Source organism: Mesorhizobium sp. P2_A12 (assembly GCF_056405075.1).
The window spans coordinates 47593-71144 of the sequence record NZ_JBFUCU010000012.1; the positions used below are offsets into that span (position 1 = coordinate 47593).

Genomic DNA, 23552 nt, shown 5'->3' on the forward strand with positions numbered 1-23552 from the left:
CTCGAAGATAGAGCTCCCCACGCAATCGCAGGCGCCCGATTACGGCGAGCCCGTTCAAGCATTGAATGGCACGGCTTTTGAGCAGGTTTCTTCCAGCCGGCTGGTGTTTCGGCAGTTTGTTGCCTAAAAATAATACTCGCACAATACTGGATGGGGAAAGTCATGGCCAATCAGAGTGCTGTCGAGCAGGCAATCCTGGAACTGATCAATCGCGCGCGGCTCGATCCCGCCGCTGAAGCCGCACGATATGGCATAAGCCTCAATGAGGGGGTCCCGGCCAACGAGACCATCTCCACCGCGATGAAGCAGCCGCTGGCGATGAACGACACGCTGCTCAGCGTGGCGCGGGCTCATAGCCAGGACATGATCGATAGAGACTACTTCGCGCATACGGGACCGGGCGCGGGCGACCCTGATCCATTCGAGCGGATAACGGCCGCTGGCTACAGCTACAATTCGGCGGGCGAAAACATCGCGTACAGCGCTACTTCCGGTACTCTCACACCGGCGATGTCTCTGCAGCTCCATCAACTTCTGTTTGTCGATTCGAACTACCCTGGCCGCGGCCACCGGGTCAATTTGATGGATCCGGACTATCAGGAGGTCGGTGTCGGCCAGGCCCAGGGGGTCTATCAGGGCCTCAACGCGACGATGCTGACGGAAGATTTCGGCCGCCCAGGCGCAAACCACCAGTTTCTCACTGGTGTCGCCTTCAACGATACCGTGACCGCCGACCAGTTCTATTCGATCGGCGAAGGCCGCGGCAACATAACGGTCTCCGTCAGCGGCGGACCGAACACGGCCAGCGGCAGCGCGGGCGGCTATTCCGAGGAGCTGACGGCCGGTCTCAAGACCATCACGTTTGCCGGTGGCGACCAGGTGACGCCGGTGGTTCTCACCGCGACGATCGCTGCCGGCTTCAACGCCAAGATCGATCTGATGGGCCAGTCGACCATCCGCACGTCGGTATCCGTGACAGCGGTCAACGGCATTTCATCTATCGTCGGGCTTGGCACGAATGCCTTGACGCTGATCGGCACCGACGGCACCCAAGCCATATATGGTTCCTCGGGCGGCGACCATTTGGACGGCAAGGCCGGCAATGACACGCTGGATGGCAAGGCAGGTGCCGACACCATGTATGGCGGGGCCGGCAACGACACTTACTATGTCGACAACGCCGGCGATATCGTCAGTGAAAGCACTGCCGGCGCCAACGGCTCGGATATTGTCAATGGCTATATCTCGATCAACCTCAGTGATGGCAACCACTTCACGGGCAACATCGAGAACGTCGCACTGCGCAGCGCGGCTTCGATCAACGCCACCGGCAACAGCCTGGCCAATGCGCTGAACGGCAATTCAGGCATCAACACCCTCAGCGGTCTTGGCGGCAATGATACTTTGGACGGCAAGGAAGGCGCCGACACCATGCAAGGCGGCATCGGCAACGACACCTACTATGTCGACAATGCCGGCGACCATGTCGTCGAGCTCAACGGCCAGGGCACCGACAATGTGCAGGCCTATGTCTCCTTCAACCTTTCCGGTCAGGAGCTGGAGAACTTGGCGCTGCGCAGCTCGGCTTCCATCAATGGCACCGGCAATTCCATTGCCAATGTCATCACTGGTAACAGCGGCAACAACGTCATCGACGGCCTTGCCGGCGCCGACACGATGAGCGGTGCACAAGGCAACGACACCTACTATGTCGACAATGCCGGTGACCACGTCGTCGAGCTCAACGGCCAGGGCACCGACAATGTCCAGGCCTACGTCTCGTTCAACCTCTCCGGCCAGGAGCTGGAGAACCTGGCGCTGCGCAGCTCAGCGAACATCAACGGCACGGGCAACTCGACCGCCAACATCATCACCGGCAATTCGGGCGCCAATGTCATCAACGGCCTCCTCGGCAACGACACGCTAAGCGGCAGCACCGGCCAGGATACCTTTGTCTTCACCACGGCACTGAATGCTTCCACCAATGTCGACCACATCACCGACTTCTCGGTCGCCGACGACACCATCCAGGTCGACAACGCCATCTTCACAGCGCTTGGCGGCAACGGCACGCTGACCGCCGACCAGTTCATCAAGAACACCACCGGCCTTGCCGGTGACGGCAATGATCACATCATCTACGAGACGGACACTGGCTGGCTCACCTATGACAGCAACGGCAGTGCGGCGGGCGGCTCGACCCACTTCGCCACCCTCGCCGCCAATCTGGCGCTGACAAACGCCGATTTCGTCGTGGTATAAGAAGGTCATGCCGGTCCCCCGAAGCGGACCTCGCCGCCGCCAAAGTGCATTGCAACAATTCCATCCCGAACCCTCGGTGGCTAACTACAAGTAAGAACGGTCAGTTGTGCTGTTTCAGGAAACCTCGTAAATATAGGTTGGGGTTGTTAATCTTGGGTGGGAGAACGTCATGGCTGTTGTCAGCGGTGGTACGGTTTCTGGACTGAATTTCGATACGCTGCAGGTGGGAGCACTGCTCGACTACGACTTCGAGGACGCCCAGCCTCTCTATGCAAGGTTTTTTGACGACGCATCGAATTACACACTCTTTCAGGGCTCTGGATTCACTTATAACGCCGGCGTCCCTACCGGTGGAACCGTCACATCCGTCCAATATGTGGTGGCTGGCAGCACGGTGCTGCAGATCACGGGCCTGAACGTAGCGGCCACCGATGTTGTGGGCTTCGTCATGAGCAATGACACGATGGGTCTGCTCAATCTTGCGCTGAGTGGCAATGACACGCTGAACGGAACACCGCTGCACGACGTGCTCTATGGGTTCGGCGGCGCCGACACGATCAATGGCGGCGCCGGCGCCGACACGATGAGCGGCGGCACCGGCAACGACACCTACTGGGTCGACAATGCCGGCGACGTTGTCCTCGAGGCCAATGGCCAGGGCACCGATACAGTCAACAGCACGATTTCCTTCAATCTCTCCGGTCAGGAGCTGGAGAACCTGACGCTGCGCGGCGCGGCCTCCATCAACGGCATCGGCAATTCCATTGCCAACATCATCACCGGCAATTCAGGCAGCAACATCATTAACGGCCTTGCCGGTGCCGACACCATGAGCGGCGCGCAAGGCAACGACACCTATTATGTCGACAATGCCGGCGACCATGTCATCGAGGCCAATGGCGGGGGCACCGACAATGTGCAGGCCTATGTCAGCTTCAACCTATCGGGACAGGCTCTGGAGAACCTGGCGCTGCGCGGCGCGGCCTCGATCAACGGCACCGGCAATTCCGCTGCCAACATCATCACCGGCAACAGCGGCAACAACGTCATCAACGGCCTTGCCGGCGCCGACACCATGAGTGGCGCTCAAGGCAACGACACCTACTATGTCGAAAATGCCGGAGACCATGTCATCGAGGCCAACGGGGGTGGCACCGACAATGTGCAGGCCTATGTCTCGTTCAATCTTTCCGGCCAGGAGCTGGAGAACCTGGCGTTGCGCAGCGCGGCTTCCATCAATGGCACAGGCAACTCGACTGCCAACATCATCACCGGCAATTCCGGCAACAACATCATCAACGGCCTGCTCGGCAACGACACGCTGTCCGGCAGCACCGGGCATGACACCTTCGTCTTCACCACGGCGCTGAACGCCTCTGCCAATGTCGACCGCATTACCGACTTCTCAGTGGTCGACGACACAATCCAGGTCGACAATGCGATCTTTGCAGCGCTTGGCGGCAACGGCACGCTGACGGCGGAACAGTTCGTTAAGAACACCACCGGCCTTGCGGGTGACGGCAACGATCATATCATCTATGAGACGGATACCGGCTGGCTCACCTATGACAGCAACGGCAGTGCGGCGGGTGGTTCCATCCATTTCGCCACGCTTGCCGCAAACCTGGCGCTGACCAACGCCGATTTCGTCGTAGTCTGAACGTTAAGCGGGGGCATGTGGCAATTCAGATACAGAACCGCGGCGGCTCCCGTCCTGCCCCAGCGGGATTGTCCGCGCCCAGCCGTGCGCTAAGGTCGTGCGCCGCGGCATTGGTTTGCGTCGCCGTTTTCTCGGGAATGATCAACCTGCTTGGTCTGACCGGCTCGCTCTACATGCTTCAGGTCTATGACCGCGTCCTGCCTTCGCACAGCATTCCGACCCTGACAGTGCTCTCGATCGCCATGGCGGGACTTTATATCGCCTATGGTCTGCTTGATCTCCTGCGGCTCAGGCTGCTTGCACGGATCGGCAGGCGTTTCGACACCAGCCTGCAACCCGCTGTCTTTGCTCTCTCGGTCTCGCTCCCTCTCAGGTCCGGTCAGGAAGGCACACGGCTTCAGCCGATCGGCGATCTCGACCAGATACGCAGCTTCATCTCGGGATCGGGCCCGACAGCCTTCTTCGATCTGCCCTGGCTGCCCTTCTATCTGGTCGGCATCTTTTTCCTCCACCCGCTGCTTGGAGCGCTCGCGACGGCGGGCGCGATCGTGAGCGTCTTGCTGACCCTGGTTGCCGAAGGCTTGAGCCGCGGTCCCGCCAAACGAGCGATGGAATCATCCATTTCCCGCAAGCAGCTTTCCGATGCCGGACGCCGGAACGCGGAGGTTGTTCGTGCACTTGGCATGGGACCTCGCATCAGCGGTCTCTGGCAGGACCGGAGCGAAGCCTATCTTGCCAATCAGTTGCGCATTTCCGACGTTGTCGGCGCGACCGGGACCGTCTCGCGGACGTGGCGAATGATCCTGCAATCGCTGATGCTCGGACTAGGCGCCTACCTGGTGATTGAAGGCGAGGCATCGCCTGGCATCATGATCGCGACGTCGATCATGCTCGCCAGGGCACTGTCGCCCGTCGATCTCGTCATCGCCAACTGGCGCCCATGGGTTTCCACCAGACAGAGCTATGGCCGGCTCAAGCAGATGCTGCGCAACGCCGATGCACAAGAAGCGCCTCTTACGCTTCCGCGGCCTCGGGAGACACTGTCGGTCGAGGCGGTCTCGGTCGGTGCTCCCGGCCAGCAAAAACCAATCATCCAGAATGTGGCGTTCTCCTTGCAGGCGGGAGCCGGGCTGGGCATCATCGGAGCAAGCGCGTCAGGCAAGTCCACGCTGGCGCGTGCGCTCGTCGGGGCATGGACCCCTCTCCGCGGCACTGTGCGTCTTGATGCGGCCGCACTCGATCAATTCGATGAAGAAGCGCTTGGACGCGACGTCGGCTACCTGCCGCAGGACATCGAGTTGTTTGAGGGCACCGTTGCCGAGAACATCAACCGCTTCAACGCCAACGCGAGCGCGGATGCGGTTGTTGCGGCGGCCGAAGCTGCCGGGGTCAAACAGATGATCCTCCGGCTGAGCGACGGTTTCCAGACGCGTATCGGCGAAGGCGGCTCAGCACTCTCCGGAGGCCAGCGTCAGATGGTCGGTCTGGCGCGGGCATTGTATGGCGATCCGTTCCTCGTCGTTCTCGACGAGCCGAATTCCAATCTGGACGGCGAGGGCGACATCGCCCTGGGCGCAGCCATAAAGGGCGTACGCGATCGAGGTGGCATCGTCGTCGTCATCGCACATCGGCCCGCGGCACTGGCGAATATCGATACCGTGTTGGTCATGGCCGGCGGCACGGTACAGGCGATGGGACCGCGGGACGAAGTGCTGGCAAAGATGACGCGCCCAGCCAATGTGCGGCCGGAACAGGCCCCGGGCGGCGAACGCGCACCAACTGTCGTCACCCTGCATGACAGGCGGCCATGATGAGCCTCGCACCCACGCAAACGGCCGACCTGACGCGTTCGCACGCAGCAACCCTGCCGGCATCGCAACGCTCGTCGATGCGTGGTGACGGAGTTCGATGGACCATTGGATCCGGCCTCGTCGTTGTCGCCGCACTTGTTGGCGGCATCGGCATCTGGGCCGGGACCACATCCCTTGCCGGTGCGGTCATCGCCAGCGGAACGGTGGTGGTGGAATCGAATGTGAAGAAGGTGCAGGAGCAGACTGGCGGTACCGTCCGCGAAATCCTTGTGCGAAATGGCGACAAGGTTACGGCCGGCCAGGTCCTGGTTCGCTTCGACGACACGGTGGCACGCGCAAATCTCGGTATCATTGGCCAGCAGCTGGACCGCGCGCGGCTGCAAATGACCCGCCTGGAGGCGGAGACCATTGGCCGCGACGAGATGATCATCCCGGACGATCTGTCCGCCCGCGCCAGCGATCCCGCAATGGCGATCCTCATTGCGGGTGAAAACGCGCTGCATCGAAGCAACATGACGCTTCTGGAAAGCCAGAAGGCGCAGCTTGGAACCCGCAACGATCAATATCGAGAACAGATCGAAGGCCTCAAGGCCCAGCGCGACGCGGCCCTCGAAGCTCTTGACCTGGCGACCAACGACCTCGTCATCATCCAGGATCTCTACGCCAAGAGGTTCGCATCGCTGGATCGCCTGACCGCTTTGAAAACGCAGACCATCCAGCAAAAAGGCGAGGCCGGAAGGCTCCTGGCCGCGATCGCCGAAGTGGAAGGGCGCATCAGCGAGAACGCGCTGGCCAGTATCCAGCTCGACAACGACTTCCGCAAAAGCGCCAACGCTGACCTGCGCGAGGCCGAAGGCAAGGAGGCCGAACTGGTCGAGCGCAAGCAGGTGGCCATGGACCAGCTGGACCATATGACGATAAAGGCTCCGCAATCAGGCGTCGTGCAGGAACTTGCGATCCACACGGTTGGCGGCGTTGTCGCGTCTGGCGAGACCATGATGCTGATCGTGCCGCAGACCGACGATCTGGTGATCGATGCCCAGGTTCCGCCCTTGCGCATCGACGACGTCAGCCTTGGCCAGGCGGTCGTCATCCGCTTCTCGGCCTTCGATCGCAACACCACGCCGGAGTGTCACGGGACGGTCGATCGGATCTCCCCCGATCTGGTCAAGGACACAGCCAACCGGACGGCCTATTATGAGGCCCGCATCAACATTACGGACGAGGCGGTCTGCCTGAAAACGGCAACCCGGCTCATTCCGGGCATGCCTGCCGAATTGCATATCCAGACCGGCGACCGCACTGTCTGGTCTTATCTGATGAAACCCATCACCGATCAGCTCTCCCGGGCCTTCAGGGAATAATTGCCCAAGATCGTGGGCGCGGGTGCCTTCAACTCGGACAGCCCTTTAAGCGCGAAGCACCGAGAGCCAACGACTTCAAACCGGCCGGTGCATGGATTTACCCCTGCCCTGTCAAGAGCGACTGACGTCTGCCCTGCGGCCGTTTTTCAAAGACGACAATGCTGTCATAGACACAGATTGAGTCTGTTGCATGGGTGAAGGCGTTCGGCGGCAAGGCGCCGCGGGCGTGATGCGCGTTGATCTCGTCGAGCTTTCCCTTGGCGAATTCCATGAACGATCCCGGCTTGCGCAGCCCTCCGCCATAGTCGTCCCAATAGCTCGTATGCGTGTCCTCGACGAAGTAGACGCCGTTCGGCTGCACATGATGGTAGAGATGCTCGAAGGTCGCGATGACATGATCCATCATGTGGCTGCCATCATCGATTACAATGTCGATGGGGCCATATTTCTCGACGATCCGATCGAGCAGTCGAGGGTCGTCCTGACTTCCAATGAAGACCTCGACCCCTTCGGACTCGTGCGCCTTGCATGCAGGATCGATGTCTACTCCGACGATTCGCGCGCCCTCGCCGAAATAAGCACGCCACATGTCGAGCGATCCGCCCTTGTAGACGCCGATTTCAACGACGACCGGCCTCCGGTTTCTGAACCGTTCGAAGTGGCGCTCGTAGACGTCGAAATAGTGCAGCCACTTGTAAATCTCTTTGCCGCTGTTGTTCAGAAAGTACTGATGCAGGAACCCGCCCATCATAGCCTCTTCATCAGCTTGGCAATTTGCCGCCGCCAGCCGCCTTGATCGTGAATTGCCACCGCTTTGCCGACGAGGTTGGCCCTGATCCGCGCAAGCACCGGCTCCCATTCGTTTGCGACAAGGCCAAGCGCTTCGCCAAGGTTTGCCTCGATCTCGGCAAACTCCATGTTTGCAAAGCGTTGGGCGGCGTTGGCGATCCACGAACGATCATATCTGCCCTTGCCGAAGCCGGATATCACAGTGAGCCCGGTCCAGGGCGTGGCAATGGTGAACACGTCGAGATCGGGGCGCAGCGTCCTAAGCGCCGGAACCAGTTTCCAGACGTCGCCGGTGTGGAATTGCGTCGTCGGCGGAACCCTTTGCGTCGCGTCGTCCAGGGCGGCGGTGTCGTGCACGAGCAGAACCGAGCCGGCGTCGCAGTAGCGTTCAAGGTTGGCAAAGTCGCGCAGCACTTGGTCGAAAGTGTGCAGACCGTCGATGAACCCGACGCCGACCGGGCGGCCGGCAAGCAGGGCGTCCGCTCCACCGCGATCGAAGAAGGCGTCACTCGTCTCCGGAAAAATGTGCGTTTGCGCGCCGAGCGCCACCGTGGCGCGTGGATTGGGATCGATGCCTATTGCAAGGGCTGGTGCCTTCACCTTGGAAAGTGACACGCCGTCAAAGACGCCTATCTCCACCACCACGGCGGGCTTCAGCTCTGCGTAAAGACGCTCCAGCCAGTCGTAATAGGAAGGCCCCGACATCCGCGTGCTGGCCAGGCCGGCATGGGCACCCACGCTGTCGGCGGCAAGCGCCAAGGCGTTGCGGTATTGAATGTCGGCGGTTTCGTTCTCGCCGATGACACGGTGCGCATCGCCGATCGCCGTGAAATAGGCGGCATCCCGATGCTCATTGTACCGCGAAAGAAGGCCGGCGGACAAAAGCACGCGTGACGTTGCCAGCTCGGCGGGTGCATGGCTGCTTGCCATGCGAGCGACGTCTGCCGCCGCCTTGTAATTCCCGCGCTCCAACTCGACCTTGGCCAACTCGACAAGCGCCGCGGCTGCCTGGTTGGTCGGCGCGGGTTCTTCCGATGGCTTCAATTGCGCCCTGAAGCCCGCGGCCGTGGCTGGCCCGGCGCCGTGTGGAGACACAATCAGGGCGCGGGCAAGGTGCGGCGCAAGCGCTAGAGGCAGCGATCCCACGAACGCCGAGGGGGCGTGAAAGCTAAAGTCCGCGCGCCCCCTCAACGCGTCCCTTTCGGCCTTCCAGAGGAGCCAGTGTTTGGGCTGCTCGACGGTTGCGTTGGTGGCGACACCTCCGTGCAACTGGTGAAATGTAGCCTCTCCCAGGGTGAGGATGAGCTTTGCCCGCGGCATCTCCATCGCACGTTCGAGCGTATCAATGTTGACGAAGCCGCCTCCCGGATAGGTGAAGCGTTCATCCATGCCGCCGATTGCCTGCCAGCTCTCCCGGCTCATGAACAGGGCATTCGCTTCGGATATCGGCGTGAACCACGGATCGACCGACGACTCATCCATCGTCCCGATCTCGAACAGACGGTACCCATCTTCCGGCCATCGGATCGATTGCAAAAGCGAATCCTCGATGGCCTTCGTATAGCCATTGCTGCGGGCATTCACCTGGGTGTCGCTGCCAAGATACCAGCCAGGCGCAGCCACGACTGCCGTCGGAGCCATGCCCAGGCCGATGCGAGCGAAATGCACCAACCCGGGTGTCACGATCCGCGCGCCGTCGATCATAACGCCGATGTTGTCCCCCCTCGCCTCCCTTATCCCGCGATTGACGGCAGCCGCGGGCGACGGCAATGCGTCGTCGATGCGCAGCAGGCGAAAGTTCGGCCCATAGTCCGCAACCAGCCCCTCGCTAACGGCTGGTGACGATCCGTTGTCGACGACGATGACCTCGTAATCATCCGTCCTCACGTCTTGCTGGTAGGGCGTTGCGAGCGAACGCAAGGTTCGCGGCAGTTCTCGGGGAATGTTGTAAGCGACAACAACGACGGACAGGGTTTTCGTTTTCATCGCGATTCCGTGGCTCAGTTGTCAGCCATTGGCTTCTGCCACCAACCGCCCGTCCAGTCTATCTCGTGGATCTCGGCTTTGATGCCGTTACGCGTGCGGTAGTCCTCGACCGCTTGCCGGCATGGCCCAAACGCCATGTCATCGATGATCGCGAACCCGCCGGGCGACAGCCTTGGATAAATCGCTTCGAGGCTGTCCATCGTCGACTCGTACATATCGCCGTCCAGTCGGATCAGGGCGAATGGACCGGCTTTCAGGCCAGGCAAGGTGTCTCCGAACAGGCCTTTGACGAAGACCACCTGGTCGTCCAGGAGGTCATAGGCGGCAAAGTTGGATTCGACCTGTGCCTGGTCAATCGCAAGCTGCCGGTATTCGTGCAGCCTGTCACCCAGGTCGGCCGGAAAATTCTCGGGGTCCGGCGGTGGCAAACCGTCGAACGAGTCCGCGACATACACCTTCCTGTTCGTGATCCCGTTGGCGGCCAGCACGCCTTTCATCAGGATACAGCAGCCACCGCGCCAGACGCCGGTCTCGATCAAATCCCCGGGCACGTTTTCATCGATGACGCGCTGGACGAGGTCGCGGACATTTGTCAGGCGCCTGACGCCCGCCATCGAGTGAGCAACCGTCGGCCAATCGCGGCCCATGAGGCGATCCTCGCGATTGAACGGGGTCGACTCTCCGATTTTCGACGGATCGATCACCTGCGAACCAGAGCCGTAGATTGTGTTGGCGATGATCTTGATCAGGAGATCAGTATAGAGGCGGTTCATCGTCGACCTTTCAAGGCGCGTAACTGTTCATGGCGAAATACGCTGTTGCGGATATCCAGCCGAAGTGCAACAGGATTTGCGCGATCCAACCGGTCGCGCCATGCAAGCGAGCGGCGAATAATTGTCCAATGGGAGCCCCTGAATGCTAACCGCCAATCAAGCGATGGGCATGATCGAGAAGCTCGACATTGCTGTTTTCCAGGTCGATACCGGAAGCACGCTCAGTGACCGCACAAGTTTCCTGCGCGTGCAGAACTTCGCGCGATCGATGCTCGGCCGCTACGTCTATCTCGAGGTTGGCTCGGATATCGGCGGCAGCCTGCTGCCGCATTTGATCGATCCGGCCTGCGAGGCGGTGATATCGGTCGATCTGCGGCCGGCGACCCAGCCCGACGAGCGTGCCGAGGTTTTTCACTACCCGGACAACACGGCGGCCCGGATGGTCGCCTTGCTGTCCGACAAGCTTCCGCCCGACGCAATGGCCAAGCTGACCACCATCGATAGCGACGTTTCCGATGTGCCGCCCCAGTCGATCAAGCCCAAGGCGACGCTCGCGCTGATCGACGCGGAGCACACCAACACGGCCTGTTTTTCGGACTTTGTCGGCGTTCTCGGGCTTATGAAGCCGGATTGCATCATTTCCTTCCACGATGCCAACCTGATCGCGGACGCCATTGTCAATGCGGAGCGCTTTCTCGATCATCTCGGCATCGAGCACGAGACGGCGTTCCTTCCCGACACCGTCGCCGTGATGGGCCTCGGCAGGCTCGCGTCCGCGGTCCGGGATCAGCTCCAGCCTCATGCCTTGGAGCGGGAGACTTCCCTGGACCGCTGGCAACGGCAGCTATGGTCCCACATAGCCAGCGTGCACTCGCGGCAAAACGATGCCGAACTGGAGCACCTGCGCTCGGACAATTCGCGGCTGATCGAGGAGATTGAACGTGCGCGAAAGGCAAGCCGGGACGCACAGGCTCGCCAGGACGCCATAACGTCCAGCACGACCTGGCGTGCATCCGCCCCGGTAAGGGCGGTGGTCGATCGCATCAAACGCGGCTTTGCGCGCTAGACTAGCGAATCACCGGCTTTCCGCGGTGACACGAAGCTAGGGCGATAGAGGCGGGTGAATGGATATTTTTGGTATCAAGGCGCTGTTGATCTGCGCGCTGATCTTCATTCCGTTCGAACATCTTTTTGCCGAGCGGCCGCAAAAGATCCTCCGCGAGGGCTTTGCCGTCGATGTGATCTACCTGCTGTTCAACAGCTTTATCGTAAAGGCAGCCGTCGTCTTGATGGCCGCCGGTGTCCTCGGGCTCGCTGCCATGCTTGTCCCGCAATCGATAACGCAAGCCGTTGGCAGTCAGCCCGTCTGGCTACAGGTTGCGGAAATCATCCTGATCACCGATCTCGGCGTCTACTGGGCACATCGCGCCTTTCATAAAATCCCTGCGCTTTGGAAGTTCCATGCCATTCATCATGGCATCAAGGAGTTGGACTGGCTCGGTGCTTTCCACTCTCACCCGGTCGACATCATAGTCACGAAGGCAATATCGCTGACGCCGGTCTTTTTCCTCGGGTTCTCGGAAGCCTCGATCGCCATCTTTTCGGTCATCTACTTTTGGCACACGATGTTGGTCCATTCGAACATGCGGATTTCGTTCGGCCCTTTGAAGTGGCTGATCGCCAGCCCGCAGTTCCATCGCTGGCATCACGCCAATCAGCGCGAAGCCTATGACAAGAACTTCGCCGGGCAGTTGCCCTTCCTCGACGTGATGTTCGGTACCTATAATGCCACCGGCAACAAGGTGCCGGAGAAGTACGGCGTCGATGATCCGGTCCCTTCGACCTACTTTGGCCAGGTCGGCTATCCGCTCCAGCCCCGCAGGCAGCGATCTAATCCAGCAGCACCGAGCACTGAAGCGGAAGGTTGACGTCGTAAGGCGTCGAGACAGGTTTGCCCCTTCGCGAGCGCCACTACGGTTCTTTGAAAGAGAAAACCCCACCGGCAGGGACCAGAGGGGTCATCTTGGGAGGACGCGCAACGCTGCATTTGTCATTCGCGCAGTGGTTAATTATCGCGCGATTGCGACACTGATGCGACACAAGTGCATTAGTCGTTTCTAATTTTTCCGGACGGCGGCACCACATTTTCACGATCGAAGGCCGCGTTGCCGGGCGCGCAGGGTTCCATGTCCTCAACGGAGAGCTGTTCGGAAAAGGAGACTGTCTCCTGCTGTGCGCTGTCAGGAAGGCTTTTTGCGCCGAATCGGCTAAGTCTCCTCTGTATGAACGAGACCTCACTTTATGCGCCGGTGAAGCGGTTCCTCGAAGGCCTCGACTTCGTCGTGAAGGGTGAGATCGGTGGCTGCGACATCGTCGCGTTGCGCGACGGAGAGCCGCCCATCGTCGTCATCTGCGAGCTGAAGCTGCAGTTCAATCTTGAACTCGTGCTGCAGGGCGTGGATCGCGCGACGGCCTGCGACGAGGTGTGGCTGGCCGCGCGCATGTCGGCCCGGGGCAAGGGACGCGAAGGCGATGCGCGGTTTCGCAATCTCTGCCGCCGGCTTGGCTTCGGCCTGCTTGGCGTGACCGCGACCGACCGGGTCGAGGTGCTTCTCAGCCCGATCGCCGTGGCACCGCGCAAGAATGCGCGGCGGCGCTCTCGCCTGGTCGACGAGCACCAGCGCCGTCGCGGCGATCCCGTTGCGGGAGGAGGATCGCGCAATCCGATCATGACCGCCTATCGCCAAAGCGCGCTTGCCTGCGCCGCCGCCATGGCGGATGGACCCAAGCGTCCGCGTGATCTGACGGCGCTGACGCCGATCGCGCCGAAGATTCTGCGGCACAATGTCTATGGCTGGTTCGCGCGCGTCGACCGCGGTCTCTATGATCTCACGGATGCCGGCCGTGCCTCGTTGATCCGTTGGCCGCAACCATCGCATGATGAATCTCGACACGCAATTTTGAACGAACCGGCCATTTGATTGAAGGGTCCTGCAGGCTTCGGGGCCCTCCCCTTGGTTGATTTTTCCGGTAAAATATGATGCTTGTCCCACCCATGAAGAAGCTCTGCATGATGGCCTTGGCGTCCGTGACACTGGGTTTTGCGTCCGTGACATTGGGTTTCCCGGCCAACGCAATGGACAATGCCTTGCGCGCCGGCCTGTTGAAACTCGACCCCCAAACCCGCCTTGAACAGCGTTGTGATGCCGAAGTGCTCGACCGGATCACCCATGACGATCGCAAGTTCAAGGCGGATCGCGTCGTTGCCTACGCCTTCGCGACGCCCGAGATGGGCGCCGATGCAATCAGAAGTCCGGGTGCTGCATTTCGCAGCAAGGGGCAATGGTACCGGTTGAAATTCAAATGCCAGACGGCGCCCGACCATATGGAAGTATTGCAGCTCCGCTATCGGATCGGCGACGAGATTCCGGAAGCCGAGTGGGCAAAGTATAATCTCTACGATTGATTGGCAGTCGGCGGCGGTGGTTCTGCCCGGCTACGGGCGCGTGCAGCGGCTCCCTCAACGCGGCTTCAGTGCAAAGATGGTTTGATCACGTCGCCGTGAGTGATCCCTTGACGCCAAGGGACCACCAAGTTAGGGCCGTCCTGGATAATCGACGAACACTCGGCAAATCAGCAAGGGCTTCCGGTCGATGGACATTTTCAGCGCTGCCAGCCTGACCGCCCTGCTCCAGGTCATCGCCATCGACCTCGTGCTTGCTGGCGACAATGCGATCGTCATCGGCCTTGCCGCTGCCGGCCTGCCGGCCGAACAACGCAAGAAGGCGATCCTCATCGGCGTGCTGGCGGCAACGGTGCTGCGCATCGGTTTTGCCGCGGTTACCGTCAAGCTGCTGGCGATCGTCGGCCTGCTGCTGGCCGGCGGCATCCTGCTGCTGTGGGTCTGCTGGAAGATGTACCGCGAACTGCGCACGTCGCATGCCGATGAGCTGGAAGCGACCGAGGCGCTGTCGAACTCCGATCTCAACAGCGACAAGATGGTGGCCGGCAAGACGAAGCGCAAGACGCTCGGCCAGGCAGCATTGCAGATCGTCGTCGCGGACGTGTCGATGTCGCTCGACAACGTGCTGGCGGTCGCGGGCGCTGCGCGCGATCATTTTCCGGTGCTGGTCATCGGCCTTGTGCTATCGATCGCACTGATGGGGCTCGCCGCGACTTTCATTGCCAAGCTGCTGCATCGCCACCGCTGGATCGCCTATATCGGCCTGCTGATCATTCTCTATGTGGCCGTGGACATGGTCTACCGTGGTGCGATGGAAGTCTGGCCGCATGTAAACAACGTGGTCAGCTGAGGCGGCTGCCGGCTGCGTCTTCGATCCGGAAGAGCATGGACGCAAGCGCAGTCGCCGTGCGTTTTGCCGCATCGAAGGCGTGCCCATACCAATGCCGCAATAAGTGTGGTACTGCGCCGGCAATCCTGAAAAGCCCGGAAACCCTATATGTCCGCTCCTCGCGTGAGTTTTGTCAGTCTTGGATGCCCGAAGGCCCTTGTGGATTCGGAACGCATTATCACGCGCCTGCGCGCCGAGGGCTACGAGATCGCACGCAAGCATGACGGCGCCGACCTTGTCGTGGTCAACACCTGCGGCTTTCTCGATTCCGCCCGCGACGAGTCGCTCAATGCCATCGGCTCAGCGCTGTCGGAAAACGGCAGGGTCATCGTCACCGGCTGCCTTGGTGCGGAGCCGGACGTCATTCGCGAGAGGCACCCCAATGTGCTGGCGATCACCGGGCCGCAGGCCTATGAGAGCGTGATGGCCGCCGTGCATGAGGCGGCGCCCCCGTCGCACGATCCCTATATCGACCTGCTGCCGCCGCAAGGCGTCAAGCTGACCCCGCGCCACTACGCCTATCTCAAAATTTCCGAAGGCTGCAACAACCGCTGCACCTTCTGCATCATCCCGGCGCTGCGTGGGGATCTCGTCTCGCGGCCCGCGGCCGACGTGCTGCGCGAGGCCGAGAAACTGGCCAAGGCCGGCGTCAAGGAGATCCTCGTCATCTCGCAGGACACCAGCGCCTACGGCATCGACATCAAGTACCAGACCAGCATGTTCGGCGACCGCGAAGTGCGGGCGAAATTCCTCGATCTTTCCGAGGAACTGGGCAAGCTCGGCATCTGGGTGCGCATGCACTACGTCTACCCCTACCCGCATGTCGCCGACGTCATCCCGCTGATGGCCGACGGCAAGATCCTTCCTTATCTCGACATCCCGTTCCAGCATGCTTCGCCGCAGGTGCTGAAGAACATGCGACGGCCCGCTCATGGCGAAAAGACGCTCGAGCGCATCCGCGGCTGGCGCGAGGTCTGCCCTGATCTCGCCATCCGCTCGACCTTCATCGTCGGCTTTCCCGGCGAAACGGATGATGATTTCGAAATGCTGCTCGACTGGCTCGACGAGGCCAAGATCGACCGCGCCGGCTGCTTCAAATACGAGCCGGTCCGCGGCGCCCGCTCCAAGGACCTCGGCCTCGAACAGGTCCCGCAAGAGATCAAGGAAGCACGCTGGCACCGCTTCATGCAGCGCCAGCAGAAGATCTCGGCGACGCAGCTTGCCAAGAAGGTCGGCAAGCGCCTGCCGGTGCTAATCGATGAGGCGCACGGCACATCGGCAAAGGGCCGCACCAAATACGACGCGCCCGAGATCGACGGCTCGGTGCATATCCAGTCGCGCCGTCCGCTGCGTGCCGGCGACATTGTCACCGTCAAGATCGACCGCGCCGATGCCTATGACCTCTACGGTTCGGCGGTCTGACGCGGCCGAATTTACTACACCTGGCGATAGTTCAGCCCGCTTAACCCGTTCAGCCGCGATCCGCAGTATGGTTTCCAGACCGTAAATGCGGAAATTCGGATGGACGTCAGACCTGCCAGGCGGGATTACATCGCGACGCTGGACCTGCTCAGGCTGGCGGCGTCGTTGGCCGTCGTGCTGTTTCACTATTTCTTTCGCGGCGCAACCGCCGAAGGGTTCCTTGCCGAGGGGTATCCACTTGCCGCACCGTTCGCCATCCATGGCTATCTCGGCGTCAATCTGTTCTTTCTGATCAGCGGTTTCGTCATTGCCTGGTCTGCGGAAAACCGGCGCTGGGACCAGTTCGCGATCGCACGCTTCGTTCGCCTCTATCCGGGTTTCCTGTTCTGCATGACGATCACTTTCGCAATTGTCGCGCTTGCCGGCACACCGCTGCTTGCGGCCTCCTTCGCCCAGTATGCCGCCAATCTGTCGATGCTCGCGCCAGCCTTCGGCCGGCCCTTTATGGATGGCGTCTACTGGTCGATCGTTCTTGAACTGGTCTTCTACGGTTGGGTAACGCTGGCCCTGTTCACCGGGCTCTTCGAGGGACGCAAGCTGGAATTGATCTTCATCTGGCTGGCGATCTCGGCCTTGAACGAATTCTTCCTCGGCAGCGGCGCGGCAAGGCTGCTGTTCATCACCGAGTTCGCGCCGTTCTTCGCCGCCGGCGTGCTGGTCCACCACCTCCACGCACATGGCCGTTCCCTGCCCGCCTTGCTGTTGCTCGCGGCATCGTTCCTGATCTCATGCGGCACACTGTCCGTGACGCAGCACTGGATGCAGGACCACTATGGCATCTCCGTTTCGTCGGCCAATCTCGTCGTCGCCAATGTCGTCATGCACGCGGCCTTGATCGGCGCGGTCCTGTTGCGTCATCGTCTGCGATCCTCGGCGCTCACTCTGGCGCTGGGTGGGCTGACCTACCCGCTCTATCTCCTGCACCAGAACATCGGCTACCTCGCCATCAATGCCGCAGCTCCGCTGGTCGGCAAATGGTTCGCTGCCTTTGGCTGCATCGCACTCATGCTTATTGTTTCGTGGGGAATCTGGAGCGCCTGCGAACGACCGGCTCAGCGGCTGCTCAGGATTTGGCTCGGCCGCGCGGTCGATGCCGGATTGGCGAGATTTCGTCACACCCAGGCCACGACGCAACCCGCCGAATGAAAAAGGGCGCCCTGCGGCGCCCCTTTCCTTTTCGGTCTCTCGCGCCGTTTACTGCGGCAGCTTGTCGTCGACACCCTTCACATAGAAGTTCATGCCGAGCAGCGTGCCGTCATCGGCGACCTCGCCATCCTTCAGCCACGGCGTGCCGTCCTGCTTGGCGACCGGTCCGGTGAAGGGGTTCCAGCCGCCGGCGATCTTCTTCTCGGTGGCTTCGGCCATCGCCTTCACGTCGTCGGGCATGTTGGTGAAGGGGGCGAGCTTGACCGCGCCGTCCTTGATGCCGAGCCAGACATTGTCCGGCTTCCAGGTGCCGTCGAGGGCCGCCTGGACCCGGCTGATGTAGTATGGACCCCATTCGTCGGTGAGCGAGGTCAGCTGCGCGTTCGGTGCGAACTTGATCATGTCCGAGGACTGGCCGAAGCCGTGCAGCTTGCGTTCCTCGGCCACCTGCAGGGCAGCGGTCGAATCGGTATGCTGGACGATGATGTCGGCGCCCTGGTCGAACAGCGCCTTGGCGGCGTCGGCTTCCTTGCCCGGGTCGAACCACGAATTCACCCAGACGATCTTGGCTTTGAAATTCGGGTTGATCGATTGTGCGCCGAGCATGAAGGAATTGATGCCCATCACCACTTCGGGGATCGGGAAGGAAACGATGTAGCCGGCGACGCCAGCCTTCGATTCCTTGGCGGCGATCTGGCCGAGCACATAGCGGCCTTCATAGAAACGCGCATTGTAGATGCCGAGATTGTCCCCGGTCTTGTAGCCGGTTGCGTGCTCGAACATCACCTTCGGGAATTTCTTGGCGACCTTCACTTCCGGGTCCATGAAGCCGAAGGAGGTACCGAAGATGATCTTGCAGCCTTCGCGCGCCAGACGCTCGAAAGCACGGTCGGCATCAGGGCCTTCGGAGACGTTTTCGAGATAGGCGGTTTCGACCTTGTCGCCGAGCGCCTTCTCCACCTCGAGACGGCCCTGGTCGTGCTGGTAGGAATAGCCGAAATCACCGATCGGGCCAGTGTAGACCCAGCAAGCCTTCAATTTGTCGGCTGCCTCTGCGGACGCCGCCAGCGAAACTGCCGCTGTCGTGGTCATCAGGGCAATAAGCAGTTTTTTCATTGTGTTACCTCTCTGTGTTAAGCCTTGGAGCTTCCCGTTTGTTTTTATTGTCAACGATCCGGAACGAATGGCTGCCCCAAGGAAGCCGGTGTGTTCATCATCGTCAGACGCTTGTTGCGCGAGATTAGAACGAGAACCACGACGGTTGCCAGATAGGGTAGCGAAGAAAGAAACTGGGACGGCACTGGAATGCCAAAAGCCTGTGCATGAAGCTGGCCGATCCACACCGCGCCGAAGATGTAGGCGCCGGCCAGCACCCGCCATGGCCGCCACGACGCGAACACCACCAGCGCCAGCGCGATCCAGCCGCGGCCGGCTGTCATGTTCTCGACCCATTGCGGCGTGTAGACAAGCGAGAGGTGGCCGCCGGCCAGACCGGCACAGGCGCCGCCGAAGATCACCGCGAGATAACGATAGCGGATGACCTGGATGCCCAGCGCATGGGCCGACGTATGGCTGTCGCCGATCGAGCGCAGCGTCAGTCCGGTCCGGGTCTTGAACAGGAACCACATGACGGCTGCTGTCAGCGCGATCGAGATGTAGAAGATCGGATCCTGGCCGAACAGCAGCCTGCCGATGACGGGGATCGAGGTCAGCCCGGGGATGTCGAGGTTGGGCAGCCGTTCGCCGGGCTGGCCGACAAAGCTCGTCCCCATCATGCCGGAGAGGCCGAGGCCGAGCAGCGTCAGCGACAGGCCCGTCGCCACCTGGTTGGTGGCCAGCGACAGCGTCATGACGGCAAACAGCAGCGAGAACACCGCCCCCATGACGATCGCCGCCAGGAGGCCGATCCAGGGTGATCCGGTGAGATAGCTGGCGCCGAAGCCGCCAACGGCACCCATGATCATCATGCCTTCGACGCCGAGATTGAGCACGCCGGAGCGCTCGACCACCAGTTCGCCGATCGCGGCGATCAACAGCGGCGTTGCCGCCGTGGCGATGGTCAGAAGGATGTTTATGGTGATGTCCATCAACGGGCTTCCTTCAACTTTGGCGCGGCTTCAAGCTTCGCAGCACTTTCCGATTTGGTCAGCGCCAGGCCGATCAGGCGAATGCGGTAGTGAATGAGCGTGTCGCAGCCGAGCACGAAGAACAGCAGCATGCCCTGGAACACCCGCGCCACCTTGTCGGAGATGCCGAGCGCGCTTTGCACCGCTTCACCGCCGAGATAGGTCAGCGCCAGCACCAGGCCGGCGGCGACGATGCCAAGTGGATTGAGGCGGCCAAGAAACGCCACGATGATGGCGGTGAAGCCGTAGCCGGGCGAAATGACAGGCTGCAGCTGGCCGATGGCGCCCGAGACTTCCGAGATGCCGGCAAGGCCCGCCAGGGCACCCGACAGCAGGAAGGCGAAGAACACCATGCGGTTGAGGCCGAAGCCGGCGAAGCGCCCTGCCCGCGGGCTTGAGCCTAGCACACGGACTTCAAAACCCTTCAGCATGCGGCTCATCAGGATCCAGACCAGCACCGCGGCGACCAGCGCGAAGACAAATCCCCAGTTTGCCCGTCCGGCATCCGGCATCAGCTCCGGCAGTACGGCGGAGTCGTTGAACTGAATGGTCTGCGGGAAACCATGGCCCTGGGGGTCGCGCCATGGTCCGCGCACCAGCCAGTCGAGGAAGAGCTGGGCGACATAGACCAGCATCAGGCTGGTCAGGATCTCGTTGGTGCCGAAGCGCGTCTTGAGCAGAGCCGGGATCGCCGCATAGGCGGCACCGCCGATCATGCCGAGCAGGAGCATCAGCGGCAGCACCAGCGGGCCTTCGAACTGCGGAAACAGCACCGGAATGATCGAGCCGACAATACCGCCCAGGATGAACTGGCCTTCGGCGCCGATGTTCCAGATGTTGGCCTTGTAGCAGACCGAGAGGCCGACAGCGATCAGGATGAGCGGCGCCGCCTTGATCGCCAGTTCGTGCAGCTGCCAGACCTGGCTGACCGGCTCGATGAAGTAGATCCGGAAAGCGGTCAACGGGTTGACGCCCAGCAGCGCGAACATGATGGCGCCGGCGATGATCGTCAGGGCGAAAGCGAGGAAGGGCGACAGGGCCGAGAACAGCACGGAGCGCTGCGGGCGTTTGACGAGTTCGAGGCGCATCATGCCGTCTCCAGCGTATGTTCGGCGTGGCCGGGCTCGGCGCCGCCCATCAGCAAGCCGACCTTCTCGAAGGTCGCTTCGGCGATCGGCAACGGCTTGGACAGCTCGCCATTGTGCATGACCGCGATCGCATCCGATATCTCGAACAGCTCGTCGAGATCCTGGCTGATCACCAGTACCGCCGATCCGCTGCGCGACAGTTCGATCAACGCCTGGCGGATGTGAGCGGCGGCACCGGCGTCGACACCCCAGGTCGGCTGGTTGACCACCATGACGCTTGGCCGGCGGTCGAGTTCACGGCCGACGATGAATTTCTGCAAATTGCCGCCCGAAAGTGCCGCGGCCTCCGGATCCGGCGCGCTCTTGCGCACGTCCATCGCCACGATGATGCGTTGGGCGGCGCTGTAGATGGCAGCGCTCTTGACCATCCCGCCGGCGCCGACAAACGCCTTGCCGTCGGTGGCGTGGCGCGACAGCAAGAGGTTCTCGGAAAGCTTCATGCGCGGCGCGGCACCGTGGCCGAGGCGCTCTTCCGGCACGAAGGCAGCGCCCAGCAACCGACGTCCGGTGATGGTGAGGCCACCCGCGTCCTTGCCACGGATGCGCACGGAAGCGGCATCCTGCTGCAACACCTCGCCCGAGACGGATTCGAAGAATTCGCCCTGGCCGTTGCCGGCGACACCGGCAATACCGATCACCTCGCCGGCGCGGACTTTAAGGCTGATGCCCTTGAGCGGTATGGAGAACGGCGTTGCCGGCTTGCGGGTGAGGTTGCGTATCTCGAGCAGCGGCTGCGCCTTGTCGATCCCCTCGACCGGCGCACGCACCACGGCCTGCACTTCGTTGCCGACCATCATGCGGGCCAGCGACGAGGCTGTTTCCTCGCGCGGATTGCAGTGGCCGACCACCTTGCCATGCCGCAACACGGTGGCGCGGTCGCAGATGCGTTTGACCTCTTCAAGCCGGTGCGAGATGTAGAGGATGGATTTGCCTTCCGAGCGCAGACGCTCCAGCGTCTCGAACAGCTTGTCGGCCTCCTGCGGCGTCAACACCGAGGTCGGCTCGTCCAGGATGATGAGCTGCGGCGTCTGCAGAAGGCAGCGGATGATTTCGATGCGCTGGCGTTCGCCGACCGACAGGTCGCCGACGAGCGATTCCGGATCGAGCGGCAGGCCGTAGCTGTAGGAAAGCGCCCTCGCCTTCGCCGCGATGCTGCTGATCGGTGAACCGTCATCCAGCGACAGCGCGATGTTCTCGGCCGCGGTCAGCGCCTCGAACAGCGAGAAGTGCTGGAACACCATGCCGATGCCGAGCTTTTTCGCCGCGCCCGGGCTGGAAATCCTGACCGCCTGGCCGTTCCAGCAAATCTCGCCGGAATTGGGCTCCAGCGAACCGAACAGCATCTTGACCAGCGTCGACTTGCCGGCGCCGTTTTCGCCGAGCAAAGCGTGGATTTCACCCCTAGCGATGTCGAGATCGATATGATCGCACGCCGTCAGGGTGCCGAATATCTTGGTAAGACCACGGACCTCGAGCAGGTTCGTGCCGTCCTGATTTGCACTCACAGTGCCTCCCATCTGGTTAGCCAGATATGTTCTGTGTTCCCGCAAGCATGGTAGGCGCGGCCTGCTCTCATCGGAAAGCGGCACGCGTCTTGAAAGAGCTTCAAGAATTTCAGCGGAAATTCAACGGATAGCAAGGCGGAAGGGACTAAGGGATGAGAATGGTGGTTCCTGTTGTCCTGCGGCCCTCGAGGTCGGAATGCGCCTTGCCGGCGTCCTTGAGTGCGTAACGCTGGTTGATCTTGATCTCGACGGCGCCACTGAGCACGACCTCGAACAGGGCCGCGGCGGAGGCCTCGAGGTCCTCGCGTTTCGCATTGTAGACGAACAAGGTCGGCCTTGTGGCGAACAGCGAGCCCTTCTGGGCCAGCAATGACATGCTGAACGGCGGGATCGATCCCGAGGACTGGCCGAAGCTGACGAACATGCCGAGCGGCTTGAGGCAATCGAGCGACCCTGGAAACGTGTCGTTGCCGACCGAATCGTAGACGACGTCGCATTTCCCGCCGCCGGTGATGGCCGCGACGCCGGCAACGAAATCCTGCTCCTTGTAGTTGATGACGTGATCGAAGCCGTGCGCCTTGGCGAGCTCGATCTTGTCGGCTGAGCTGGCCGTGCCGATGACGGTCGCGCCGAGATAGCTAGCCCATTGCCCGAGGATCAGCCCAACGCCGCCGGCGGCGGCATGAAACAGGATCGTGTCGCTTGCCTTCACCTTGAAGGTACGCCGCAGCAGATACTCGGCGGTCATGCCCTTCAGCATCATCGCGGCCGCCTGTTCGTCGCTGATGCCGTCCGGCACCTTGACCACGTGGCCGGCCGCAATGACGCGTTGCTCGGCGTAGGCGCCGCCGACATTCGTCGCATACGCAATGCGGTCGCCCGGCTTCAGCCAGTCGACGTCCTGGCCGACTTCCAGCACCACGCCTGCAGCCTCGCTGCCCGGAACCAGGGGAAATCCGCCAGGCGGCGGATAAAGGCCCGTGCGGTGATAGACATCGATGAAATTGAGGCCGATCGCCGTATGCCGGATCAGGATCTGCCCTGAACCCGGACGGCCGGGATCAGTGTCCTCATAGGCCAGGACTTCCGGGCCACCATTGGCATGGATTCGGATCGCTTTGGACATGGGCTGGGCTTCCTTGGACTGA

Annotated in this window: 19 protein-coding genes; 11 read left to right on the plus strand and 8 right to left on the minus strand. The window is 61.5% G+C overall.

The window, feature by feature from the left end; translation table 11 throughout:
• Window positions 1–162 precede the first annotated feature (162 nt).
• The 4 genes from AC1DZU_RS22730 (at window position 163) to AC1DZU_RS22745 (ending at window position 7097) form a co-directional block, all read left to right on the plus strand.
• A complete protein-coding gene (locus tag AC1DZU_RS22730; RefSeq protein WP_477288539.1) occupies window positions 163–2262 on the plus strand; it encodes a CAP domain-containing protein in 2100 nt (699 codons plus the stop codon).
• Window positions 2263–2431: 169 nt separating this feature from the next.
• Window positions 2432–3922: a beta strand repeat-containing protein gene (locus tag AC1DZU_RS22735; RefSeq protein ID WP_477288541.1), complete on the plus strand. Its 1491-nt coding sequence runs from the start codon at window positions 2432–2434 to the stop codon at window positions 3920–3922.
• Between the two features lie 17 nt (window positions 3923–3939).
• Entirely contained in the window at window positions 3940–5733 is a 1794-nt protein-coding gene (locus tag AC1DZU_RS22740; RefSeq protein ID WP_425492244.1) for a type I secretion system permease/ATPase, read from the plus strand.
• Window positions 5733–7097: an HlyD family type I secretion periplasmic adaptor subunit gene (locus tag AC1DZU_RS22745; protein WP_477288544.1), complete on the plus strand. Its 1365-nt coding sequence runs from the start codon at window positions 5733–5735 to the stop codon at window positions 7095–7097. The genes AC1DZU_RS22740 and AC1DZU_RS22745 overlap by 1 nt, the downstream gene beginning before the upstream one ends.
• A 97-nt stretch (window positions 7098–7194) precedes the next feature.
• Here the strand turns inward: AC1DZU_RS22745 and AC1DZU_RS22750 are convergent, their stop codons facing one another.
• From AC1DZU_RS22750 to AC1DZU_RS22760, 3 genes are read right to left on the minus strand one after another with little or no spacing between them, the layout of a single operon-like run.
• Window positions 7195–7845, minus strand: coding sequence for a class I SAM-dependent methyltransferase (locus tag AC1DZU_RS22750; protein ID WP_206073843.1), 651 nt, complete (start codon window positions 7843–7845; stop codon window positions 7195–7197).
• Window positions 7845–9872 carry a glycosyltransferase gene (locus AC1DZU_RS22755; RefSeq protein WP_477288546.1) on the minus strand — a complete coding sequence of 676 codons (2028 nt, stop codon included), beginning with the start codon at window positions 9870–9872 and terminating at the stop codon, window positions 7845–7847. Before AC1DZU_RS22755 ends, AC1DZU_RS22750 begins: the two co-directional genes overlap by 1 nt.
• Window positions 9873–9886: 14 nt before the next feature.
• Window positions 9887–10645, minus strand: coding sequence for a TylF/MycF/NovP-related O-methyltransferase (locus AC1DZU_RS22760; RefSeq protein ID WP_477288548.1), 759 nt, complete (start codon window positions 10643–10645; stop codon window positions 9887–9889).
• Window positions 10646–10787: 142 nt separating this feature from the next.
• Between AC1DZU_RS22760 and AC1DZU_RS22765 the strand changes: the two genes are divergently transcribed.
• The 7 genes from AC1DZU_RS22765 to AC1DZU_RS22795 all read left to right on the plus strand — a co-directional run bounded on the left by AC1DZU_RS22765 (window position 10788) and on the right by AC1DZU_RS22795 (window position 17625).
• A complete protein-coding gene (locus AC1DZU_RS22765; protein WP_477288550.1) occupies window positions 10788–11711 on the plus strand; it encodes a class I SAM-dependent methyltransferase in 924 nt (307 codons plus the stop codon).
• A 58-nt stretch (window positions 11712–11769) separates the two neighbouring features.
• Entirely contained in the window at window positions 11770–12573 is an 804-nt protein-coding gene (locus AC1DZU_RS22770; protein WP_477288552.1) for a sterol desaturase family protein, read from the plus strand.
• Window positions 12574–12927: 354 nt separating this feature from the next.
• Window positions 12928–13626: a DUF2161 domain-containing phosphodiesterase gene (locus AC1DZU_RS22775; protein ID WP_477288554.1), complete on the plus strand. Its 699-nt coding sequence runs from the start codon at window positions 12928–12930 to the stop codon at window positions 13624–13626.
• Window positions 13627–13682: 56 nt separating this feature from the next.
• Window positions 13683–14111, plus strand: coding sequence for a DUF930 domain-containing protein (locus AC1DZU_RS22780; protein ID WP_457154815.1), 429 nt, complete (start codon window positions 13683–13685; stop codon window positions 14109–14111).
• Between the two features lie 187 nt (window positions 14112–14298).
• Complete coding sequence (locus AC1DZU_RS22785) at window positions 14299–14958, plus strand: TerC family protein (protein ID WP_477288557.1); 660 nt, start codon at window positions 14299–14301, stop codon at window positions 14956–14958.
• Between the two features lie 147 nt (window positions 14959–15105).
• Entirely contained in the window at window positions 15106–16419 is a 1314-nt protein-coding gene (rimO, locus tag AC1DZU_RS22790) for a 30S ribosomal protein S12 methylthiotransferase RimO (RefSeq protein ID WP_477288559.1), read from the plus strand.
• 99 nt (window positions 16420–16518) lie between these two features.
• A complete protein-coding gene (locus AC1DZU_RS22795) occupies window positions 16519–17625 on the plus strand; it encodes an acyltransferase family protein (protein WP_477288561.1) in 1107 nt (368 codons plus the stop codon).
• 48 nt (window positions 17626–17673) lie between these two features.
• On the opposite strand, the gene AC1DZU_RS22800 is transcribed toward AC1DZU_RS22795, so the two are convergent.
• The 5 genes from AC1DZU_RS22800 to AC1DZU_RS22820 all read right to left on the minus strand — a co-directional run bounded on the left by AC1DZU_RS22800 (window position 17674) and on the right by AC1DZU_RS22820 (window position 23530).
• Window positions 17674–18741, minus strand: a complete 1068-nt coding sequence (locus AC1DZU_RS22800) for a BMP family ABC transporter substrate-binding protein (protein ID WP_477288563.1) — start codon at window positions 18739–18741, stop codon at window positions 17674–17676.
• A gap of 50 nt (window positions 18742–18791) precedes the next feature.
• Window positions 18792–19712 carry an ABC transporter permease gene (locus AC1DZU_RS22805; protein ID WP_477288565.1) on the minus strand — a complete coding sequence of 307 codons (921 nt, stop codon included), beginning with the start codon at window positions 19710–19712 and terminating at the stop codon, window positions 18792–18794.
• The gene (locus tag AC1DZU_RS22810) at window positions 19712–20842 is read right to left on the minus strand and encodes an ABC transporter permease (protein WP_477288567.1); all 1131 of its coding nucleotides are present in this window, start codon (window positions 20840–20842) and stop codon (window positions 19712–19714) included. The genes AC1DZU_RS22805 and AC1DZU_RS22810 overlap by 1 nt, the downstream gene beginning before the upstream one ends.
• A complete protein-coding gene (locus AC1DZU_RS22815; protein ID WP_477288569.1) occupies window positions 20839–22416 on the minus strand; it encodes an ABC transporter ATP-binding protein in 1578 nt (525 codons plus the stop codon). The genes AC1DZU_RS22810 and AC1DZU_RS22815 overlap by 4 nt, the downstream gene beginning before the upstream one ends.
• A 133-nt stretch (window positions 22417–22549) precedes the next feature.
• Window positions 22550–23530 carry a quinone oxidoreductase family protein gene (locus AC1DZU_RS22820; protein WP_477288571.1) on the minus strand — a complete coding sequence of 327 codons (981 nt, stop codon included), beginning with the start codon at window positions 23528–23530 and terminating at the stop codon, window positions 22550–22552.
• Window positions 23531–23552 lie beyond the last annotated feature (22 nt).

Coding starts and splice junctions, on each gene's coding strand:
- AC1DZU_RS22810 (WP_477288567.1), bottom strand. CDS start 20,842: ATGATGCGCCTCGAACTCGTCAAACGCCCGCAGCGCTCCGTGCTGTTC.
- AC1DZU_RS22745 (WP_477288544.1), top strand. CDS start 5,733: ATGAGCCTCGCACCCACGCAAACGGCCGACCTGACGCGTTCGCACGCA.
- AC1DZU_RS22765 (WP_477288550.1), top strand. CDS start 10,788: ATGCTAACCGCCAATCAAGCGATGGGCATGATCGAGAAGCTCGACATT.
- AC1DZU_RS22800 (WP_477288563.1), bottom strand. CDS start 18,741: ATGAAAAAACTGCTTATTGCCCTGATGACCACGACAGCGGCAGTTTCG.
- AC1DZU_RS22780 (WP_457154815.1), top strand. CDS start 13,683: ATGATGCTTGTCCCACCCATGAAGAAGCTCTGCATGATGGCCTTGGCG.
- AC1DZU_RS22795 (WP_477288561.1), top strand. CDS start 16,519: ATGGACGTCAGACCTGCCAGGCGGGATTACATCGCGACGCTGGACCTG.
- AC1DZU_RS22755 (WP_477288546.1), bottom strand. CDS start 9,872: ATGAAAACGAAAACCCTGTCCGTCGTTGTTGTCGCTTACAACATTCCC.
- AC1DZU_RS22775 (WP_477288554.1), top strand. CDS start 12,928: ATGAACGAGACCTCACTTTATGCGCCGGTGAAGCGGTTCCTCGAAGGC.
- AC1DZU_RS22805 (WP_477288565.1), bottom strand. CDS start 19,712: ATGGACATCACCATAAACATCCTTCTGACCATCGCCACGGCGGCAACG.
- AC1DZU_RS22785 (WP_477288557.1), top strand. CDS start 14,299: ATGGACATTTTCAGCGCTGCCAGCCTGACCGCCCTGCTCCAGGTCATC.
- AC1DZU_RS22735 (WP_477288541.1), top strand. CDS start 2,432: ATGGCTGTTGTCAGCGGTGGTACGGTTTCTGGACTGAATTTCGATACG.
- AC1DZU_RS22750 (WP_206073843.1), bottom strand. CDS start 7,845: ATGGGCGGGTTCCTGCATCAGTACTTTCTGAACAACAGCGGCAAAGAG.
- rimO (WP_477288559.1), top strand. CDS start 15,106: ATGTCCGCTCCTCGCGTGAGTTTTGTCAGTCTTGGATGCCCGAAGGCC.
- AC1DZU_RS22760 (WP_477288548.1), bottom strand. CDS start 10,645: ATGAACCGCCTCTATACTGATCTCCTGATCAAGATCATCGCCAACACA.
- AC1DZU_RS22815 (WP_477288569.1), bottom strand. CDS start 22,416: ATGGGAGGCACTGTGAGTGCAAATCAGGACGGCACGAACCTGCTCGAG.
- AC1DZU_RS22730 (WP_477288539.1), top strand. CDS start 163: ATGGCCAATCAGAGTGCTGTCGAGCAGGCAATCCTGGAACTGATCAAT.
- AC1DZU_RS22770 (WP_477288552.1), top strand. CDS start 11,770: ATGGATATTTTTGGTATCAAGGCGCTGTTGATCTGCGCGCTGATCTTC.
- AC1DZU_RS22820 (WP_477288571.1), bottom strand. CDS start 23,530: ATGTCCAAAGCGATCCGAATCCATGCCAATGGTGGCCCGGAAGTCCTG.